This is a genomic window from Microbulbifer maximicatervae (SeqCode), from assembly GCF_052467065.1.
The window spans coordinates 1,142,609-1,162,718 of the sequence record NZ_CP174299.1 but is presented as its reverse complement, the minus strand read 5'-3'; the positions used below and the strand labels follow the sequence as shown (position 1 = coordinate 1,162,718).

Genomic DNA, 20,110 nt, shown 5'->3' with positions numbered 1-20,110 from the left:
GGCATCAAATATTTTTTCAAAAATCGTTCGATTTTAATTCATCGCATTGTTTGGCATTTTCGCCGCATCCTCTCTTTACTTACCTTATTATATTCAGCATATGTCTGCCCCGTTATTTACCTGGGAGTTTATACTGTGCTTTCAAGACTTAAGTCGTTTATTTTCTGTACACTTTTTGTTCTGGTTGGGGCTTCAAATTGGGTTTTAGCCGACTCTTCTGAGTCTCAGGTTATTTACTTAATACGCCATGCAGAAAAAGAGAAAGGGCCCGGGGTGGGTCGCGACCCTCATTTGACTGAGGCGGGTCAGCAGCGTGCTCGGCAACTCGCCTATATTCTTGGGGGAGTGGGTATAGATGCTATCTATAGCACTGACTACAACCGCACCCGGGAAACGGTTGAGCCTCTGTCAAAAGAGCTGGGGCTTGAAGTGGAAATTTACAACCCCAGAGATTTAAAAGAATTTGCTAACTCTTTGCAGCAGGCGGGAAATCGGATTTTAGTGGTTGGGCACAGCAATACCACTCCAAAACTGGCGGAATTGCTTGGCGGTGAAAAAGGGCGACCCATTCGAGAGGCCAGTGAGTTTGACCGACTCTATATCCTGGTGCGTGATAATGAGGGGGTAACCACTTTGATACAGCGCTATGGCCCGATGAAATCCTCGCAGACTGAAAATGCAGTTTCAGAGTCATCTTAATTAATAATTTCTTTTATAAAAGTATCGACTACCTGTGACGCCAGTCCGTGGCGGTGTTCCTTGAAGGCATCGCCGACACTACTGCGCTCCAGGTTCAACTCTATGGTGTGAGCTCCAGCCTGATTGGCACATTCGACAAATCCCGCTGCTGGGTAGACGTTTCCAGATGTGCCAATGCTGATAAATAGGTCGCAATCGGACAACGCCTGATAGATAGTCTCCATTTCCAGAGGCATTTCTCCAAACCAGACCACATGGGGGCGAAGGTTTCCCGCCTGCTGACAGCAACTACAGGTATCAGTTATCGAAAGGTCCGAATCGAGGGGATATAGTTTTCCGCTCCTACGGCATCGTGCTTTTAGTAGCTCTCCATGCATATGAATCAACTGCTCACTGCCCGCGCGCTCATGCAGGTTGTCAATATTTTGAGTAACCAGTAAGTAATCCCCTTGGAATTTCTGTTCCAGTTCGGCCAGGGCGAGATGGGCGGGGTTGGGATGGATATCTGCAGATAGCAGCTGCTGGCGGCGTTCATTGTAAAATCTATGTACCAGTGCCGGATTGCGATCAAATGCCTCTGGCGTTGCGACATCTTCCAGGCGATGGTTTTCCCACAGGCCATCGGCACCGCGAAAAGTACCTATGCCAGATTCAGCTGAAATTCCTGCGCCGGTAAGTACAACAATTTTTTGATACTGTTTTTTCATTTTATATTTTCACGCTAGGGCTTTGCCTGGATCTTCAGAGGAGCTCGCATTCAGCTCAGAGGTCTTAATTGATGGGCTGGCCTGACTCATAATGTTACCGCCCTGGCACTTCCATGTGCAGGGTTTATTGGTAGTGCTATTAGTTAGTTTTGCACTAACTGTCTAATATCCCCTTAGCTCCATGGGATCGATACTTTAGTGCATCTTGAGCTTCGGCTTCACAAACCGGTTCGCCTGCCCGATTAGGTAGAGCAGCATAGCTCTCGGCCAGCCGTGGATTGCCGCCAAGTGCATACGGTAGAGTGAGCGATAGGCAAGGCCAGCAAGGCGTCCTTCTACGGTAAGACTGCCTTTAACCAACGCGCCCATCAGGTTGCCAACGGCAGTGTATTGACTGAGGGATACCAGAGAGCCTCGATCGCGATAATAAAAATGGTGCAAAGGTCTATCTTCAAATAGGGCAATAATATTATCGCCAACCAGGGTAGCCATTTGCTGTGCTGCCTGGGCGCGCGGAGGCACTCGCTGGTGATTGCCGTCAATGCAACTGGCGCAGTCCCCCATGGCAAAAATCTTTGCGTCAGTTTGGGTCTGCAAGGTAGTTTCCACTTCGATTTGATTGAGTCGGTTGGTACTGAGGCCATCCAGCTGGGTGAGGAATCCCGGAGCTTTGACGCCGGCAGCCCACACTCGGATTGCGGCTGGGAGTTCCCTGCCACAGGAGGTGGTAAGTCCACGTTCGTTTGCTGAAGCAATATGGTGGCCGGTAAGGATATTAACCCCCATCTTGGCCAGTTCGCGTTCAGCATTATTTCCAATTCGTTTTGGTAGTGCTGGGAGTAGGTGCTCACCCCCTTCTATCAAGGTGATTTCCATCGCATTGGGACGAATGCGTCCATAGTTGCCGACTTGTTTTACGGCATCCACCAATTCAGCAGAGAGTTCTACACCGGTTGCACCGCCGCCAACGATTGCCACTTTTAACTTATCATCAACATGTGTCTCCAGCCGCAGGAAACGATTGAGAAGGTTTTGGTGAAATTTTTGTGCTTCGTTGCTGCTATCCAGGAAAAAGCAGTTTTCTCTGACGCCGGGGATATGAAAGTCGTTACTGTGCCCGCCGATACACAGCACTAAATAATCGTATTCCAATTCCCGTGCGGGTACTAACTCGCTACCGTCCTCATCATTAACAGGTCCGAGCCCGACTACCTGTCGTTCACGATCCAGGGACTGCAGGCTACCCAGCTGAAATTCATAGCCGTGAATGCGGGCATGCACCTGATAATTCAGTGCATCCATATTGGCATCCAATGCGCCGGAGGCAACCTGGTGTAGTAGTGGTTTCCACAGGTGGGTGCGATTTCGATCAACCAGAGTAACTTGTGCAGCGGGGGACTTGCGGCGGCGCTTAAAGAAAGGGGTAAAAGAAAAATATTGACCGAGCCGTGTAGCCAAATGCAGGCCGCTGGCACCGCCGCCAATAATGACGATCTTTTTCATAGGGGTCTTCCTGTCGATTGCTAAAAGCCGACTCCCCAATCTGTGAAGACCTTTTTTGGTATCGGGAAATATGTCACCGATGTTTTTTCTAGCGCCAGTATGTCGCGCTGAAAGACAGATGACAAGTTAACAGAGTCGGTGAAGGCCTCTCTCAATAGAAATCATACAAAGCTCATAACCGGTTGTTGTTCCGGTTTCGCAAAATCCTTAAACCTGGCCTGGTACCGTCTCGTTGTCCTGTGAAATTAGCGCTCGCCAGTCTGTTGACTTGCGCAAGTGTACGCTCACTTCTGGATTCTGTGAGTCCGTCACTACACCGATAATTGACGCCTGGGTGTAACCGCGCTCTAGCAGTGCGCCCACGCAGGCTTCGGCTTGCTCAATAGGAACAGCAGCGAGGAGTCCCCCGCAAGTCTGTGGATCGGTAATCAGCGACCACTGGGGTAACCGCTGCCACTCCTGGGGGTTTTCCACAAAGGCGTAGGCATTGGCATTTTGCGGTTGCAGGCTGGATAGCCATCCGCGCTCGATACAAGTGGCGGCGCCGGAGATTAGCGGTAGATTCTCAGCGATCAGTGTCGCGCTTAACCCTTCAGGGCCGAGCATTTCCAATAGGTGGCCCAGCAGGCCAAAGCCCGTGACATCTGTCAGCGCATTGGCGTTATGGCGGGCAAATATCTCTGCGGCGTCGGCATTGCTATGCAACATGGTTTCCAGCGCCTGCTGCAACCATAGGCCTTTAGCCTCTCCCGCGCCCTCTGCTGCCAGGATAGTGCCTACACCCAATGCCTTGCTCAGGATCAAGCAGTCTCCCCCGCGGGCCCCCGTTTTTTCCAGGAGTTGCTCCCGCTCGGAAAATCCATTGACGGTTAAGCCCATTAGCATTTCAGAACCTTCGGCGGTATGCCCGCCAGATAGGACACAGTGGTGCCGGTTCAGCTCGTGGATGGCGCCTGCAAGCAACTGCTGTAGGTCTCGCCGGGTTATTTCCTCTGCGGCCGTAGGCAGGGTTGCAAGGATTTGTGCGGTGGCGGGTCGAGCATTCATAGCAAATAGGTCGGATAGGGCGTGCAGAGCCGCGAGGCGACCAAATATCCACGGATCATCGACAGGTGCACGCAATTGGTCGGAGCTCTGCACTAATAAATGATTGGCCGGTAGATCCATAACTGCGGCATCATCACCGACGCCCTTTAACAGGTATTCCGAATGCTGATCCGGAAGGGTCGCTAGCGTGCGGCGCAGGATGTCGGCTCCAACTTTTGCGCCACAGCCATTACAGCGCATAGGAGATAGAGAAGAGCCTGAGCGCTGGTCGACGATGTCTTTGGTGTTGGCAGTGTGATCAGCCATGTCCATTGGCAGCTCACTGAAGCGTCGCATAAATGTGCGGTCGATAGAGTCTTTCCATCGCCACATCAGACCGCTTGCAGCGGCGAAGCCATTTCGAACTGCCACAGCCCGCTTGCCACCACAGGAGAGCAGGCTGAGAAAATCTTTTTGTGGCCGGTATTGTTTTAAGCGGCGTCCGGTCAGGGAGGCGCGCAGATTGTGAAATAGAACTGGCCCCTGGCGAACGGCGTAAACTCCAGCCTTGGGTAGAGGCTCTGGGGCGAAACTGGCCACATCACCAGCTGCAAAAACGTCTTCCCGCCCCTGGGCGCGAAGTGTTTGATCCACCACCACAAAGCCTTTGTCATCGAGGGGCAGGCCCGAGTTGGCCAGCCAGGGGGGAGCGCAGGCATTGGTGGTGAGTATCACCTGATCGAGGGGCAGGCAGTCACCGCTCCCATTAACGACACCCTGTTCGGTAATTTCATTAACGGTCCAGTTATGGTGTAACTGAACCCCTAGCTCTTGCATCTCCTTTGAGATTAATTTGCGCGCTCTGACTGGATAGCCCTGGGGAATTGCGGCGGCACCATGAATCAGGTGAACCTCTACCTGCTTTTTCTTAACGGCACCTTGTAAAGCGTGCGCCATTGCCATCGACAGCTCGCAGCCTCCGGCACCGCCGCCGACAACTCCCAAGCGGAAGGGCGAGGTGTCTTCACCAACCTGTTTTTGCAGCTTTTGCCAGAAACGGTAGAAATGCCCGATAGGCTTTACCGGGATTGCCAATTCGGAGCCCGGTAACTCGCGGGCGGGAGTCGCACCGACATCCAAAGAGAGCAGGTCGTATTCTACGGCAGGTCTACCCAATAGGGATACGGTGCGATTATCGATGTCAATTTCGTGTGCACAGGCTTGTATAAAGCGGGCACCAGCGGCCCGGCAGAGCCTGGCCAGATCTATATGAGTGTCTTCCAGCGAGTAATGGCCCGCAACCATTCCGGGCAACATACCGGAGTAGGCGGTTTGCACCTGGGGAGAGACCAGGGTCAGACGCGCGCCTGGTAGAGGGTTCATGGCCCACATTTGCAGCACAATAGCATGGCTATGGCCGCCGCCGACCAAAAGGATGTCCTGGTAGTTTGGATGCTCCTGCATGTCTACTCACTGGCTGGGTAACAGAAAAAATGAGAGGCGGTAAGGATACTGGCTTCCCAAACTTCCGCGCCGCGCAAATACACCCCTGGATAAATAGTAGACAGTTCGCATTTGACTGCGAGCGAATGGACGACGCAGCTGCTTATTATCGCGAATAGCAGCGCCAAGGCAAAAAAATCCCCAGGTGCTGGTCTTTACTGTATGGGCCTAATTGCAGTTGTAATCTGCATAAAATTCATTTTCTGGCGCTTAATTCTAATGCCCCCAGAGCCCGCTTCTCAGAGTGCCTTTTTCCGTCGCTTAATCTGGTGGCTGCTAGCTGGGCTATTGCTGGTGGAAGTTCTTCACTGGTGGGCAGCAAACTGGGTGCGGGTAAAAGCTGGCGACTGGATGGAGGAGCGAGGCCTTGAATTCCATGTGGATCACTTGCGCGTATCGCTGCTGAATCTAAGTGTTATAGCGATTGATGTAAAAGCTGAGAATCGCGAAGGGCGGGGATTCTCCGCTCATGAGGTAATGCTCGATTACAGCTGGTGGCAATTGTTATGGGGGCGAGCTCATTTACCCAAGGCATCGGTGAGCGGTGCCTATATGGACCTGCAGTCTTATCCGGGTGAACTGTACCGGGAGTGGGAGGTGGGTGGCTGGAATCTTGGAGGCGGAGCGCGGCAGGATCGAGATTTCAGGCTGCTTATCGGTCGCGCCCAGATACGGGATAGTGAACTTTGCTACCTGCACAAGCCTATTTGGAACCAAGCTACCTGCGCAGCCATCGGCAAACTCCAAACCGATAAATTTACGCTGGCATTATGGCGCAAAGGTGATGTTCCCCTGAATGTAGATATTGCTATTGGGAATTTACAGGTCGGTGACTTATTGGCCTGGGAGAGAGGTAAATCACGATACAACACGGTGATAGGCAGTTTGGAAGGAACTCAGGTCAATTTTTCCTGGCCGAGCCTCAATACAGATCTTAACAAGTTTACTGCGAAATACTTTATAGGATGCCCGCCACAGCGTTGGGCCGATGCAATAGCAGGGCTGCAAAGCCTGATTGGACATTGCGCCTCCGCCCGCCGGCTTGCCGCAGCAGGTGATATGAAATTCGGGTTTGGCCGCAAGGCTCGTGCCCAGTGGCGGCAGCTCAATGGTGAGAGTGTTGTACTGAGGCACAGTGATCGCCTTTGGCAGGATTGGCGGGCCGGGGTTATTAGCATCAGTGAGTTTAATTTTGAGCGCCCGAAAAAGCGCTTGGGATGGAGGCGAGGCTTTGCCCAGGCATTTGATTGGTGTCCACGACATCTGCGTAACGCCAATTCCCACCTGTGTCTGCGAGCGGCTAATTTAGACCTGCCGGAAAAAACGGTTTTCGACTGGAACGATCGCTTAAAAATAAATACAGGGGCCAGTTCAATTAATCGGGGCTACCTCTTGGATATGGCTCGATCTACCAGCCATCCCATCAGGGCTAATAATGGCGTATTTGGTCCTCTTCAGTTTTATGCCAAAACGCGAATATTATCTTTTGCCCACCTCGCGATTGAAACAGCCAATGGGTGTGTACCGGGTGGTCTGTGGCAGAAACCCGATCACTGTGTCTCTATGGTTGGTCTCAAAAGTACAGAGGAGTTTGCCTTTCAGTTCGGTTCCGCTGAACACAATATTGATTGGGGGCTTTCCAGCGGTCCTCTGCAATTGGCTCAATTTTCAATAGGTGCCAGAGGTCGTCCCAGAGCTAAACTACAGGACCTACGCTGGCGGGCCATTGATACAATAGGTCGTAACGGCCCGCTATCTGCTCAGGACTTTTTTATCCAGTCACTATCAGGGTGTTTGCCGCAGGACTTTCTCCCTTCGGATTGGCAGCCTTTGTGCGCACGTTTGAACAGCTTTTCAGGGCAGGGACATTTTGCCTGGCAGGGAGGTGAAGATGGCTATGCCATTTTGGGAAAACTGCGCCTTCACCGATTACTTCTAAATGATTCCGCTGGTGCAGGAAATGGCTTAGTGATACAGCAGTTTGAAAGTGGCGATAGCTTCTTTAAAAGAAAGGTTACAAATAATCCTTGGGTGGCGACCAGTCAGTTACCGGGTATTCCTCAAGGAGTTGGTGATGATAATTACGGCACCGAAAAAGGAAGACTGGATCAACAAAATATTGATGCGGATAAAAATCCTGACGACTTAGGGCTGGCCACCATAGAAAACCCAAACCTGGAAATAAAAAACCTTGTTTTGAAGAAACTGGCTGGCTGTCTCACTGAAGGTTGGAAAAGGTTATTTTATCGCGCCAATAAAAACCACGAAAATCTGCCAGTTTGCTTTGATATCCGCTCTTTAGAGCAAAGGGAGCCACTCTTTATATCTTGGCAGCAGGGGATAGATCTCTCTGTAAAAAAAATCTCCGTGGTTAGTGCTGAAGCGAAGACAAAGGGAGGTAGGAAATTATTTGACTTAAAAAAGATAGAGCTACCCCTTGCCAGGCTAAGGCATAGACGTACACCAGACTCTGAATCTTATATCGCTTTGCCCGGTGCAAATGCTGAGCAGTTGAGTGGCTGCTTTCCCGACGGTAGGCAAGTGAGTTCACTAAATATTCACTGTGTAGATGTTGAGCGCCTTTCACTGGGAGATTACTCCTTCGTTTATTTCAGCCAACGCAATCTAATTGCCAATATGGATGACTCAGCAATTCAATCCGTGCAGTTGAAAAACCTGTCTGGCGAGAATGTTTTTGACCTTGGGGGTGTACTTATACCAAAGCTAGAATTGCTATGGTCCCGGGAAAAGCCTACCCAGTCAAAAATTGCATTGCAGGATGTTGCTGCTGACAGAGTAACCTTGTGTCTTCCCTGGCTAGCAGAGGCGTATAAATCGATACCGACCTGTGTATTTGGGCAAGATATCCATTCGGTAGGGCAAAGCGGTTGGTCGATCGAAGAAGTGGAATTAAAGGAGGACTTTAAAACTGTACCCATGTTGCAACTGGGGCGAGTATTCACGAAGAGAACGTCTTTTTCCTCCAATACTCTCGATTTTTATGGGCTCAATATCGATGATGTTCTGCTTTGTGGGTTGAGATCTTATTCTTCTGAAAATAATGAAGATATGGGTCTTGCCGATTGCATTGAGACCCCGCAAATAAGCTTTGGTGATTCCTGGGTAAAATTGGGTATAGATTCAGGCGCCCCCCGGTTGGATTTAGGGCCGTTAAAGAGTAAGCCTATCGCTTTTTGGCAAAAGGGTAGCGACTATTTAGAAGCTGGCGTGCAGGGCTTGAGTTGGAGTCGATTTATCTGGGATAGCGGTGCAGAGTTCTCAGTGTCGAATCTAAGCTTGCAGAATATCCGGGTGTGTACGCGGGATACGGGGCTTGCAGTAACTGTGGATAAGCTGAGTCGGGCCAGGGCAGGTGACTCCCACCATTGTTTTGGGGTTGATAAATTATCCATGCCGGGATTACAGAAAATCAAATTGTCACACCCCTGGTCAGTTCAAGGTTCTGTAGAATTGGTTGGGTTATCAATACCCAGGAAAAATTTGGGCCCTCTGAAAATACCAAAATTTGAAATTGATAATATCTCCTTGCAAGGGGAATCTTTGGCGAAAGCCTCTGGTGCGAGGGGATGTATGCCAGGGGGACTATTAAAAGACGAAAAGATTGCGCCCTGTTATGAATTTGGGGCCTTTAGTATTGGCAAGGCAGAAGGTATTAATGGCTCTAGCGGTAGGCAGCTTATCCTTTCTGGGATAAAAATAAGTAATGTACAGTTGCATGAGCAAAATTTTCCACAGGAATTGCCACTTAAACTTTTATCCGTATCCGGTATGGGGGCCGGGCACTTAAATATCAGTCGGCAGGGAGTTGACTTCAAGGATTTACAGTTTAAGGAAATTGCAGGATGTTTTCCCAGTGGTTATCTGGATCAGGGAGATCATTGCTTCAGCTTCTCGAGTTTAATGCTGGAGGGAAACTACCGCCGTGGTCAGGGGGCAGAACTTGCTGTTGTGAGGGTCAATGGCATCACTTTACTTTCACCCTCTGGGGAAGAGTTAGTGCACGGTGAGAGCATAACCTTGTCGCATTTGCTCTTTACCGATACCGAGTGGCGCTTTGCCAGTGGTGAGGCAATTCACTTTCATTTTTTTGAGAGAAACCCGGATAGTTTGGATTTTGATCGCCATAGATGGATGGCTGATTTTAAGTCCCTGTGGGTTGAAGGTTTGAGCTACTACCGCCCTAAGAAAACACTCACTGTTGGTTTTATCGACTTTCTGCGCCCTCGATTTATTCTCTTAAGGGATTTATCGGGGAAGTTTCCGGTAGCCCGAAAAATTAATGAACTGCGAGGATTTGGTGGTATTGACACATTTGCTTTCAGGGAGAAGGGCAGCCCACCGCTACTATATCATCTCGGTGACCTATATCTAAAACACGGCACTTTTAGTTGGGTAGACTATCAAGATGAATTCAGGGCCCGCTTACCGGTCCGGGATATCAACTTTAATCTCAGTGATTTAAGTAACTTAGCCGAACACCCCCCTGCGGTGATTGTTGTTAATGGAAGGCCTGGCGGATTTGGTGAGGTTCAGATAGGGGGAACTGTAGATTACTTGGGAGATAAAAAGTGGAATGCTGATCTTACCGGATATCTCACCAGCGTAAATTTGATACCTGCTACGCCTTATATGGCCAAGTTGTTAGGTTACAAAATCCTTCAGGGGCAGGGAGATGCGGTAGTTAATATTCGGGTATTTGAAAATGAACTCGATGGCTTTGCCGATATACGACTGGAAAAACTAAAAGTTCGCCGGGTGCGGAAAGATGATCAGCTACCGGTGAAGTCCACGCTGATTCCCTTGAATATTGCTCTATGGTTGCTAAAAGACGGGCGGGGGGATATCAAGTTTGGCATGCCTGTTAGCGGCAATATTCGCGATCCCAAGTTCTCCTTTAGTTTTGTATTTAGTGAGTTGCTACAAAAGGCAATTATAGATGCCTTGATAAGCTATTTGACTCCCTATGGCGTATATTTGTTGGCACGTTATGCCTGGGGGCGTTTCAGGGCGAAATCATTTGCGTCTATTGACTTTGAGCCTGGAAGTGCAAAGTTAACTAATTTAGCACTGACACAACTACAGCGTATGGTCTTTGTTTTACTTAAGAACCCTGACGCACGACCAGGAGTATGCGGCATCTCTAATGCCCGGGACTGGCAAGCCCTGTACCCCTATTCCATGGCAGGTATGAGCAGAAGCGGAAGAGCTCAAGTTGCTTTTTACCAAAACCCATCTCTGGAACTTCGTGAGGAACTTGAAAATTTGGCAATGGAGCGAAGCCGAAATGTCGAAAAGTATTTGATTGATGCGGGAATAGAGGCTTCAGAATTAATCCCTTGCGCACCTGACTATATTGGTAAGGATTTTGGTGATCCAAGGGTGGAATTTTCGAATTAGATTTTATTTAAAATAATTCAAGTAATGTCTGGTTGCTGAGTGGGTTCTCTCGGGGAATATGTAAGTTGGCCTGAATCCCAGTAAATAAGCGTTAATGTTTCTTGATAAGGTGCACATATTTAGCTGGCTTGAAAAAATCTTAGGACTTTCATTAACTTTTTAGATGTTAGGATGAGTTTAGTGTGGTGAGCTGAATAAGCAGTGATTTATTGTTTATTGGCTGTTTATTGCGGAGTGATTATTTCTTGGGAGGTTTGTGCACTATTTCACATCGCGATGTGAAGCTTACGATATTGCTGATTTTGATCAATGGTTGATTAGTTTTCTATGGTAGATTCCACTCCCGATTTTGATATTGATTTTCTGAAGTAAGAAATACTTAGGTAAAAAAATGACTCAAGTACACGGAAGTTGCCTCTGTGGTTCAGTGACAATTAGCGCATCTTTGCCCTCTTCAAATCTGGGGGTTTGTCACTGCGGTATGTGCAAAAAATGGGGCGGTGGTCCTCTGTTGGCGGTGGATTGTCAAACCAGTGTTGAGATTACCGGAGAGGAACATGTCAGTGTATTTGATTCATCAATTTGGGCTGAACGGGGTTTTTGTTCAAAGTGCGGTTCGCACCTCTTTTATCGCTTAAAGGAAACTTCCCAGTACTCAGTACCTGCGGGGATCTTTGATCTTCCAGCCGAGACAACAATGACCCATCAAATCTTTATCGATGAAAAGCCGGATTACTACGAATTTGCCAACGATACCCAGAACATCACGGGGCTGGAGATAGTTACTGAGTACTCATGATAGTGAGTGCTCGCTATCTCTATGGGTATCTTTTAGTCAAGACGGAATATACGCCCGGGATTCACTTTAGGGTTACTATAGCGTCCTAGGGCTGTATCGCCGCTTCCCTCAATGGTGATTTCAGCTTAGATGGGTACCAAAAGGGTCATCTGTATGGGTTTCGCTCACTGCGGCGGCTCTTTTAGCATCTTTGCGTTGGTATCCGGATGTCTCGTTCTGGAAGCACCTAATCTTTTAAGGTGCCGAGAGCATTAAGATGTAATCGGAAGGTAATACGGACTGGCTAAATTCCATGACTGAAACCCAAATTGTAGAAATTTTCCTGGCCAACCAATGGTGGTCCATCCTGGCGTTGGTAGTAATTGTAATTGGCGTAACTTTATGCTGGTTTGGTGGCCTGATGGCTGCGTTGACGGCCTTGGGTAACAAGCGCTGGGTTTGGGGGATTGTAACGATCGTCCTCGGGCCGATTACCGGCATTCCCTACGCATTGCGTTACAAAGAGGCGGAATATGCCCGATCGCTGATGCTGCGGGGTGTATGGGCCTTGCTGGTAGGTCTGATTATCGCCGGGGCTATCTTATTCTTTGGCCGCTAAAGGTTAATAGAGCGCTGGTTCTCAGGTGTCCAGCGCTCCTTCCTTCGATCGAATCATCTCTCCACAGACTTTAGACATTTTTAATCAGGCGATCAGTGCGCAGGCGCTCCCGCTTATCAAAGAGCTGCCTTGAGGCCAGGGCAACGGCGAGAAAAGTGCCGAAACCGGTGCCTGATGCAATCGCAAAAAGAATCAGGATTTGATATTTGACGGCAATTGTAGGGGAGGTGCCTGAGAGAATCTGCCCTGTCATCATTCCCGGCAAAAATACTATCCCAGCGGCAGCCATGGAATTAATTGTCGGCATCAATCCTGCACGCATCGCATCCCGCCGAAACTCCAAGCTGGCTTGTTGCCAGGTATGCCCCAGCATCAAGCGATTCTCAATAATATCCCTGGAGCGGTGCATACTTTCTGTTAGACGGTCCAGGCTTAGGGCAACACCAGTCATTGTATTCCCCAGCAACATACCTAAAAGTGGAATGGAATACTGGGGTTGGTACCAGGGGGTAGGGCCAATCAGTACGGCCAAACTCAATATGGTGATACTGAAAGCGGACACCAGCATTGATAAAGTGCCTACGGCAAAACTCCAGCCACCGAGCAGACGATACTTTTGTCGGGCTGCCACTTGCTGCCCGGCAAATAGCAGCATTGCCAAAGCCAGAAGCCCCACCCAAAGTAGGGTGCCAACTGCAAAAAGGGTTTCCAGTACCAGTCCTACCAGGGTGAGCTGGATAGCCGTGCGCAGAGCGGCAACAATTAACGATCTACTTAGTTTTAGTCGCGCTACATGAGTGCATACGGCTAGAGCCAATACCAACCCTGCTGCCAAAGACAACTGCCACCAGGATAGGTCGATTACACTCATCGACGGATCTCCTGTTCTTTCAGTTGATTATCAACAATGGCCAAGTGGCGGTGAGCTACCCTTCGAATCTGCTCCTGGCTATGAGCTACCCAAATCGTAGGCAGCTTGTGCTCCTCAATGAGCCCTGTCAGCCATTGCTCTACCTCCTGGGCAGATCTGGCGTCTAGATTGGCCGTAGGCTCATCTAGAAGAAGCGCTTGGGGTTTGTAAGATATTGCGCGAATAAGAGCCAAGCGCTGTTTTTCTCCCGAAGACAGTTGATTGACTTGCCACTTTACTGCGCCCTCAGGAAAGCCGAGAAGTTTAAGTGCATCATTCATGGGGGTTGCGAAGTGATCGCCGACAGTTTCTTCCCACCAGGCAGTCTGCGCGGGAACCAACATCACTTGGCTTCTCCATTTGTGTGCCGGATAAGAATTTTGAGATTTACCATCCAGGAATATATCACCTTTGTGAGATTCCAGATCTGCTATGGCTCTAAGCAATCGGCTTTTGCCTGAACCAGATGGTCCAGATATGCAGGTAATTAGGGCGGGTTCCAGGGTAAAACTTGCGCCCTGTAAGGTGCCGATAGAAAGATCTTTGATTTTAAGGTCCGGCATGGATAGCCCTATAGATATTGGATACCAATAATTATCTCCGCATTGGTGCTCTGAGTGAAGTATTTATAGCTCTATTGAATGTTTATAATTTCTGCGTGGATAAGAAACCTTCATTTGGTTCTATAGTTTAAAAAAATATCAATATAAGAAATTATATTTCTTGCTTAATAAGGAACCATGTTGAGAAAATTAATTATTTTTCTGATGTTTTCCTAAGGAGTTGTGACCAAAATATGATTATTTCTTATAGGCACAACTTTGAGTTGTTCAACATAGCTGAATCGAAAATTTTATGTTCTAAGACTATCCATTATGGACTTTATGAAAATCATGTTTATAGTCAGGATAATATAGATTTTTATGTGGTGAGTTGTTGAGCATTAAATTAAGTTTGTGGGTTGTGCGGTATAAGTTATAGATTTTGCATTTTTCTTAATGATGTTTCTCGGGCTATACGCGAGCCCTTCTGTAAATATATTTAACATGTATATCTGCCTCCGCTATATGCGAATTTATTTAATTAATGAGTTTGGTGGTAATGCGGGTTGGTGGAAAATTTTTGTTGTTGAATTAAAGTAATTGCCATGTTAGAAAGCGTGCGAATTTTATCCTGTTGTATTGTTTTATTGCGATGATCGTATGTGGATAGATGTAGCAGGTTAAAGGGATAAATTATAAGAATATAGGAAGGGAATAAATGAAATACTCGTCGAAATCGACAGCAGTTATGGGGCTGGCACTAGTTGCTGGGCTGTCGTTGCACTCTCCTGCTAGAGGCGAATCTGGAGTCACAGATAAGTTGTCTGGCAGTGAATTGATAGTTGCATCAAAACTAGATGGAGCTAATGCACTGAAGTTTTCTACTGGAATTGGTACTCAAGTAGAAAGTCAGCTGCTAGTAGATGCTATTCGTAAGCAGCTTTATTATAACGAAGCTGATTCAGTAAGTGCTGAGGCAGAGGATCCGCAAGGTGGGGTTTATTCTCGCGATAATGCAGCATTCCGTTATTTAGATTTAATGTATAGCTTGGATGGTAAATCTGAAGAGGTCATTAATAGCTATCTTAGCAGTGTCTCTCCCAAAGAGTTTTCTGATTTATATGGCGATCCTGAGCGTGCACGTATTTCTGTTGCTGAAGCTCTGATTTATGAACAGTTAGAGTTATACCCCACGAATTTAGACCTGCAACAGTCGTTGCTGGATCTCTATTACGATCGAGCGGTCGCAGAAATTGTTCACGCCAATATTGCTCTGGATAAGGCGCTGTCCAGTCGTTTGAATGGAGAGCTGGCTGCTATTGAAATTGAGCATGTCGGGAATGCCTTTACCCTGCTCAATAGTGCTTTCGTTGAATATGTGGCTCTTGTAGAGAATACGCCCACTTATCTGCAGCAATTGACCAGTTCTCGGGGGCAAGTTAGCCCTCGATATTATGATTCGGTAACAAATACCCAAAACGATGTCGCCCCAGTCGGTGTTCTGCCCGGCGAGTACAAAGATATCACCTTGCTGTACCGGTTAATGGGTAATCTCGCGGCTGTAAAAGTACAGCAGGCAGGTTTATTGATAGAGTCAGACCAACTTAACTCTTCCTTGTCTACTCAAATGATCGATGAGATTTTATCTCTGCAGAATACTCTGGTAGCCAAGGAAGCTGAGTTACGCACTCTATTCTCCGACACTGATTTTACTGAAGTCTCTTCGCATTCCGGTTTACCTCAGGCGGTAGAGCAGTGGCATTTTCAACTTGATCAGCTGGAAAATGCTATGTCCTGGCTTACCGGTGATACCAACTTCCTCGGTATGTCGAAGTTAGCTGTGCCACATGGCTTTAGCAGCGATACACATTTTGATTCTTTCAATATATTGAGTGAATTCCTCGATGGGGAAGACACAGGTTTTATTGTGCAGGCGGACAGTAGTCTTGCTACTGCCAAGTTGGATTATGATAACTACCTCCATAATGCCCAGGCATTAACAGAGGCTTATTCAGGGCGCCACCAACTATTATCTAATCGTATATATAGCCTGTTGGGTGCCACATTTATCGATAACTGCTATGAAAAGAGCTGTGTATATGTAACTGATGATACCCGGAATAGCAGTGAAGTAGCCTCTTGGTCGCGAAATGTAGCGAATATCCAAGCTTCGATGAAGCTAAGTCTTCAGAGACTAAATAATCGTTTGGAAACAATCGAATCGGAAGTGGAGCGCTTAGCACTGGATGCCGGTGTTGAAGATGGCATTGAGCAAATAGTTCTGGATTATCGTTCGCAACAGGACTCGCTTGGTCTTCAAATGAGTCGCCTTCGCGAGAGGCAAGAAGCGCTCGAATCCCGTACCGTATTGTTCGAATCTTTGTCTACAGCCGCCCAGGATTATATGGATGGCAGCTGGGATGCTGTTAGTGAATTCGCAGATCGTGTGAATACGCTTAACAGCACCATTGATGCTTTGGGTGATTTTATTTTGCTGGAGGATGCGAATATTGCCCTGGCAGCTGAGCACCGTGTAAAACTCTATGATAGCAGCGGTAAAATTTTAGAAGCTGGTAGTCGTTATAGATTGGAAAGCCTATGGTTTGAAGTAAATGCCATTGTTCTGGAGCTTGCACAAAGTGAGGCGACATTGGTGCAGGAATCCAAGCGTCTACCTATTATCCTGAATCAAGCTAATCGCATGGTTGCAGATATAATCAATGATGCTCCAGAATTAGCTCAGCGCTATTTTGCTGACCTGATTCATTCACGTCGAGTCCCAAAAGAGGTCTTGAAAGCGGCCAACGATTTCGATCAAGCACAAAAATGGCTTCTTTATACTGCTGAGGCCCTTGAGTACAAATGGCAAAGACCATTTGTTATTCGCAATTTAGATATTAGTAAAGAGTCTGTATTCCATCTGCGTAATGCTGAGGATATGTGGGATCTTTACGGTATCATGATGGATTTTGATTGGCCTGGTACAGCCGCTTTGCACCAGTCAACTGATACCTTTTCGATAAAAGAAGAGGTATTTGGTTACATCGATAATGTTAATGGTATTGCGCAAACCTACCTACACCCAGATCCAAATCAACAAAGTGGTCCCCGCTTAAGTGCCCGGGAGGCTTTCCAAGAGCAGCTGAAATTACTGGCGCGCACTTTCGGGTCAGACACCTGGGTAACAATCGAGTTCAGCACAGTGAAAGAACCGGTTGGTAGTAATTTCTTTACCGGTCCGATGTTCCTTGAGGAGGGTGGATCGAGCTGTTTACTTGTTGGTGGGTCCTATATGGATAAGATTGAAACAATAGGCCTCAATATCCCCACCCTGTATAGCATCAGTGGTGAATCACAAACGCCTGCATACCTCACTTATGGCGGTGCCAGTGTTGTGCGGGACCGGTTCCCTGGTTATGAAATAACCAGGGATGACGGCGCTGCTGGCGTTGAGGGAGAGTTCAATACTTACAGTGCATTATTCTGGGATACTGCAGGGCTTTCCCAGCTGGCCGCTGTTAACAATAGCTATCGTGTATCTATGAGTGCAGCTTTGGATGTATTTGGATCTGGAGCAGGCTCTATCAATACAGTTACGGATTTATTCAAAGAGCGCAGTGTTGCGGCAACAGGCTGGCGTTTATCCTTCTTATTAGAAGATATTTACGGTCCACTGGTAGATGTTGAAGCAATCAAGGATATCGAGCTGATTTTTGCGCATCGTCTCAGGTCTCGCAATTACTCTACCTGTACGACCCCTCTGTAAGAGTCCTATTTCTTTGAGGGTACGTAAATATGAAAGGGGGATTGCGCAATTGCCGCAATCCCTTTTTTGCTTTAGTCACTGCGTTCCCGGCAGGAAAGGGGAGCCGGCACAAGGCCTTTTATTTACCTATTCCTTCCTAATGCAATAACTGAGTAGTACCATTTTGCATAGAACTAAAGCAGTTCGAGATTGAGGACTATGCCAATCCCCTTTGTCAGATAGTGCTTCATTACCAGCTCCCTTTGAACCTCCCGCCTCAGTCCGCCATAATCCGCCCCTTCCGAACAAAATAACGAGAGCTGTATGACCGACACCTCTGTTTATGAGGCCACAGAGCGCCTGCCGTTAAAGGAGTACACCGAAAAGGCGTACCTGGATTACTCCATGTATGTGATCCTGGACCGTGCCCTGCCGAATATCGGTGACGGCCTTAAGCCTGTACAGCGGCGTATCGTGTACGCCATGAGTGAGCTGGGCCTGAAGAATACTGCCAAGTATAAGAAGTCCGCGCGCACCGTTGGTGATGTGATCGGTAAGTACCACCCCCACGGCGATAGTGCCGTGTACGAGGCGATGGTACTGATGGCGCAGCCGTTTAGTTATCGCTACCCCTTGATTGATGGCCAGGGCAACTGGGGCTCGCCGGATGATCCCAAGTCCTTTGCCGCGATGCGTTACACCGAGTCGCGCATGGGGAAATATTCGGAAGTGCTGCTGTCGGAGCTGGGCCAGGGCACTGTGGACTGGCAGCCCAACTTTGACGGCACCATGGATGAGCCCTGCGTACTGCCTGCGCGGGTGCCCAATATTCTATTGAACGGTACCACCGGTATTGCCGTGGGTATGGCTACGGATATTCCCCCGCATAACTTGCGCGAAGTGGTCAACGCGACTGTAGAGCTGCTGGAAAATCCCAAGGCCACAGTAGAAGAGCTGTGTGAGCATATTCTCGGCCCGGATATGCCCACTGAGGCAGAGATTATTACGCCGCGGGATGATATCCGTAAGATTTACACTTCCGGTCGCGGTTCTATCAAGATGCGCGCCCTGTGGAGCAAGGAAGACGGCGATATTGTCATTACTGCGCTGCCTCACCAAGTGAGCGGGGCCAAGGTCCTGGAGCAGATTGCCCAGCAGATGCAGGCGAAGAAGCTGCCCATGGTGAGCGACTTGCGCGATGAGTCGGATCACGAAAACCCGACGCGCTTGGTAATTGTGCCGAAATCCAATCGGGTGGATATGGAATCGGTGATGAATCACCTGTTTGCCACTACCGATCTTGAGCGCAACTACCGCGTCAATATGAATATGATCGGTATCGACGGGCGCCCGCAGGTAAAGTCCCTCGATAAAATCCTGCGGGAGTGGCTAACTTTCCGCGCCACTACCACCCGCCGTCGTCTGCAGTTCCGTCTGGATAAAGTTGAGAAGCGCCTGCACCTGTTGGCAGGTTTGCTGGTTGCCTTCCTCAATATTGATGAAGTGATCGAAATTATCCGTACCTGTGACGAGCCCAAGCAGGAGCTGATGGATCGCTTTGAGCTCACGGATATCCAAGCGGACTACATTCTCGATACCAAGCTGCGCCAGTTGGCACGCCTCGAAGAGATGAAGATTCGCGGCGAGCAGGCGGAGCTGGAAAAAGAGCGAGATACCCTCACCAAGACCCTGAATAGCGAGCGCCGCCTCAAGACCTTGATCAAGAAAGAGCTTCTGGCCGCAGCCAAAGAGTTTGGCGACGATCGCCGTTCCCCGATTGTGGCTCGTGAAGAGGCCAAGGCGTTTAGTGAATCCGAGCTGCTGTCTTCAGATCCCATCACCGTTATCGTTTCTGAAAAAGGTTGGATTCGCGCGGCCAAGGGCCATGAAATTGATGCGGCAGCACTCAGTTATAAGGCGGGGGACAGTCTCGGTTTTGCCGCGCGGGGCAAGAGTAACCAGCCCGCGTTATTACTCGATAGCACTGGTCGCAGTTACTCCATTGCCTCCCACACATTGCCTTCGGCACGAGGGCAGGGAGAACCCCTCAGCGGGCGTATCAATCCCCCCTCCGGTGCCACCTTTGAGGGCTTGTTGATGGGCCCTGATGAGCAGCGAGTGTTACTGGCTTCCGATGCGGGCTATGGCTTTATCGCCAAGCTCTCTGATTTGCAGTCGCGCAATAAGGCGGGTAAAGCCATGCTGACCCTGCCCAAGGGGGCTCAGGTGCTTTCCCCTCAATTGCTGGAGAGTCTCGATGACATTCTGCTGGCAGCGGTGACCACCGAGGGGCGCATGTTGGTATTCCCGGTGACCGAATTGCCGGAGTTGTCCAAAGGCAAGGGCAACAAGATTATCAATATCACTTCAGCCCGCGCTGCGGCCCGCGAAGAGGTGGTCATTGGTGTTGCCGTATTGAAGGGCAGGGACCAACTGGTCGTTCACGCCGGTAAGCGCCATACCAAGATCAAGATCTCGGAGATGGATCACTATCGCGGCGAGCGTGGCCGGCGCGGCAACAAGCTGCCCCGGGGCTTCCAGAAGGTCGATAAGATCGAGGTTCTGGAGAAATAGGCCCATCCCGGATGCAGGTCGAAAGGGCGGTCCTAGTGACCGCCTTTTTTAATGGGGTTTTGGGATATTGATAACTCACACATTGA

At 48.8% G+C, this 20,110-nt stretch carries 11 protein-coding genes; 6 read left to right on the top strand and 5 right to left on the bottom strand.

What is annotated here, in order from left to right; all coding sequences use genetic code 11:
- Positions 1-135 precede the first annotated feature (135 nt).
- Positions 136-699, top strand: a complete 564-nt coding sequence (locus ACJJI1_RS05130; protein WP_444958731.1) for a SixA phosphatase family protein — start codon at positions 136-138, stop codon at positions 697-699.
- Here ACJJI1_RS05130 and cobB read toward each other — a convergent pair.
- The 3 genes from cobB to ACJJI1_RS05115 all read right to left on the bottom strand — a co-directional run bounded on the left by cobB (position 696) and on the right by ACJJI1_RS05115 (position 5,399).
- Complete coding sequence (gene cobB, locus ACJJI1_RS05125; protein WP_413663451.1) at positions 696-1,406, bottom strand: Sir2 family NAD+-dependent deacetylase; 711 nt, start codon at positions 1,404-1,406, stop codon at positions 696-698. The genes ACJJI1_RS05130 and cobB overlap by 4 nt on opposite strands.
- Positions 1,407-1,601: 195 nt before the next feature.
- Positions 1,602-2,909, bottom strand: coding sequence for an NAD(P)/FAD-dependent oxidoreductase (locus ACJJI1_RS05120; protein WP_444892108.1), 1,308 nt, complete (start codon positions 2,907-2,909; stop codon positions 1,602-1,604).
- A gap of 207 nt (positions 2,910-3,116) precedes the next feature.
- Positions 3,117-5,399 (bottom strand): slr1591 family oxidoreductase, encoded by a 2,283-nt coding sequence (locus ACJJI1_RS05115; protein ID WP_444958730.1) that lies wholly within the window; start codon positions 5,397-5,399, stop codon positions 3,117-3,119.
- A 258-nt stretch (positions 5,400-5,657) separates the two neighbouring features.
- Between ACJJI1_RS05115 and ACJJI1_RS05110 the strand changes: the two genes are divergently transcribed.
- The 3 genes from ACJJI1_RS05110 (at position 5,658) to ACJJI1_RS05100 (ending at position 12,253) form a co-directional block, all read left to right on the top strand.
- The gene (locus ACJJI1_RS05110) at positions 5,658-10,856 is read left to right on the top strand and encodes a DUF748 domain-containing protein (protein WP_444958729.1); all 5,199 of its coding nucleotides are present in this window, start codon (positions 5,658-5,660) and stop codon (positions 10,854-10,856) included.
- Between the two features lie 391 nt (positions 10,857-11,247).
- Complete coding sequence (locus ACJJI1_RS05105) at positions 11,248-11,655, top strand: GFA family protein (protein ID WP_282931128.1); 408 nt, start codon at positions 11,248-11,250, stop codon at positions 11,653-11,655.
- Between the two features lie 292 nt (positions 11,656-11,947).
- Complete coding sequence (locus ACJJI1_RS05100) at positions 11,948-12,253, top strand: hypothetical protein (RefSeq protein WP_282931129.1); 306 nt, start codon at positions 11,948-11,950, stop codon at positions 12,251-12,253.
- Positions 12,254-12,323: 70 nt separating this feature from the next.
- On the opposite strand, the gene ACJJI1_RS05095 is transcribed toward ACJJI1_RS05100, so the two are convergent.
- Both ACJJI1_RS05095 and ACJJI1_RS05090 read right to left on the bottom strand, forming a co-directional pair.
- Positions 12,324-13,124 carry an ABC transporter permease gene (locus ACJJI1_RS05095; RefSeq protein ID WP_444958728.1) on the bottom strand — a complete coding sequence of 267 codons (801 nt, stop codon included), beginning with the start codon at positions 13,122-13,124 and terminating at the stop codon, positions 12,324-12,326.
- Positions 13,121-13,726: an ABC transporter ATP-binding protein gene (locus ACJJI1_RS05090; RefSeq protein WP_444958727.1), complete on the bottom strand. Its 606-nt coding sequence runs from the start codon at positions 13,724-13,726 to the stop codon at positions 13,121-13,123. The genes ACJJI1_RS05095 and ACJJI1_RS05090 overlap by 4 nt, the downstream gene beginning before the upstream one ends.
- A gap of 697 nt (positions 13,727-14,423) precedes the next feature.
- Here ACJJI1_RS05090 and ACJJI1_RS05085 point away from each other — a divergent pair.
- Positions 14,424-17,471: a hypothetical protein gene (locus tag ACJJI1_RS05085; protein WP_444958726.1), complete on the top strand. Its 3,048-nt coding sequence runs from the start codon at positions 14,424-14,426 to the stop codon at positions 17,469-17,471.
- Between the two features lie 303 nt (positions 17,472-17,774).
- Positions 17,775-20,024, top strand: coding sequence for a DNA topoisomerase IV subunit A (gene parC / locus ACJJI1_RS05080; protein ID WP_444958725.1), 2,250 nt, complete (start codon positions 17,775-17,777; stop codon positions 20,022-20,024).
- The last annotated feature ends 86 nt before the right edge of the window (positions 20,025-20,110 follow it).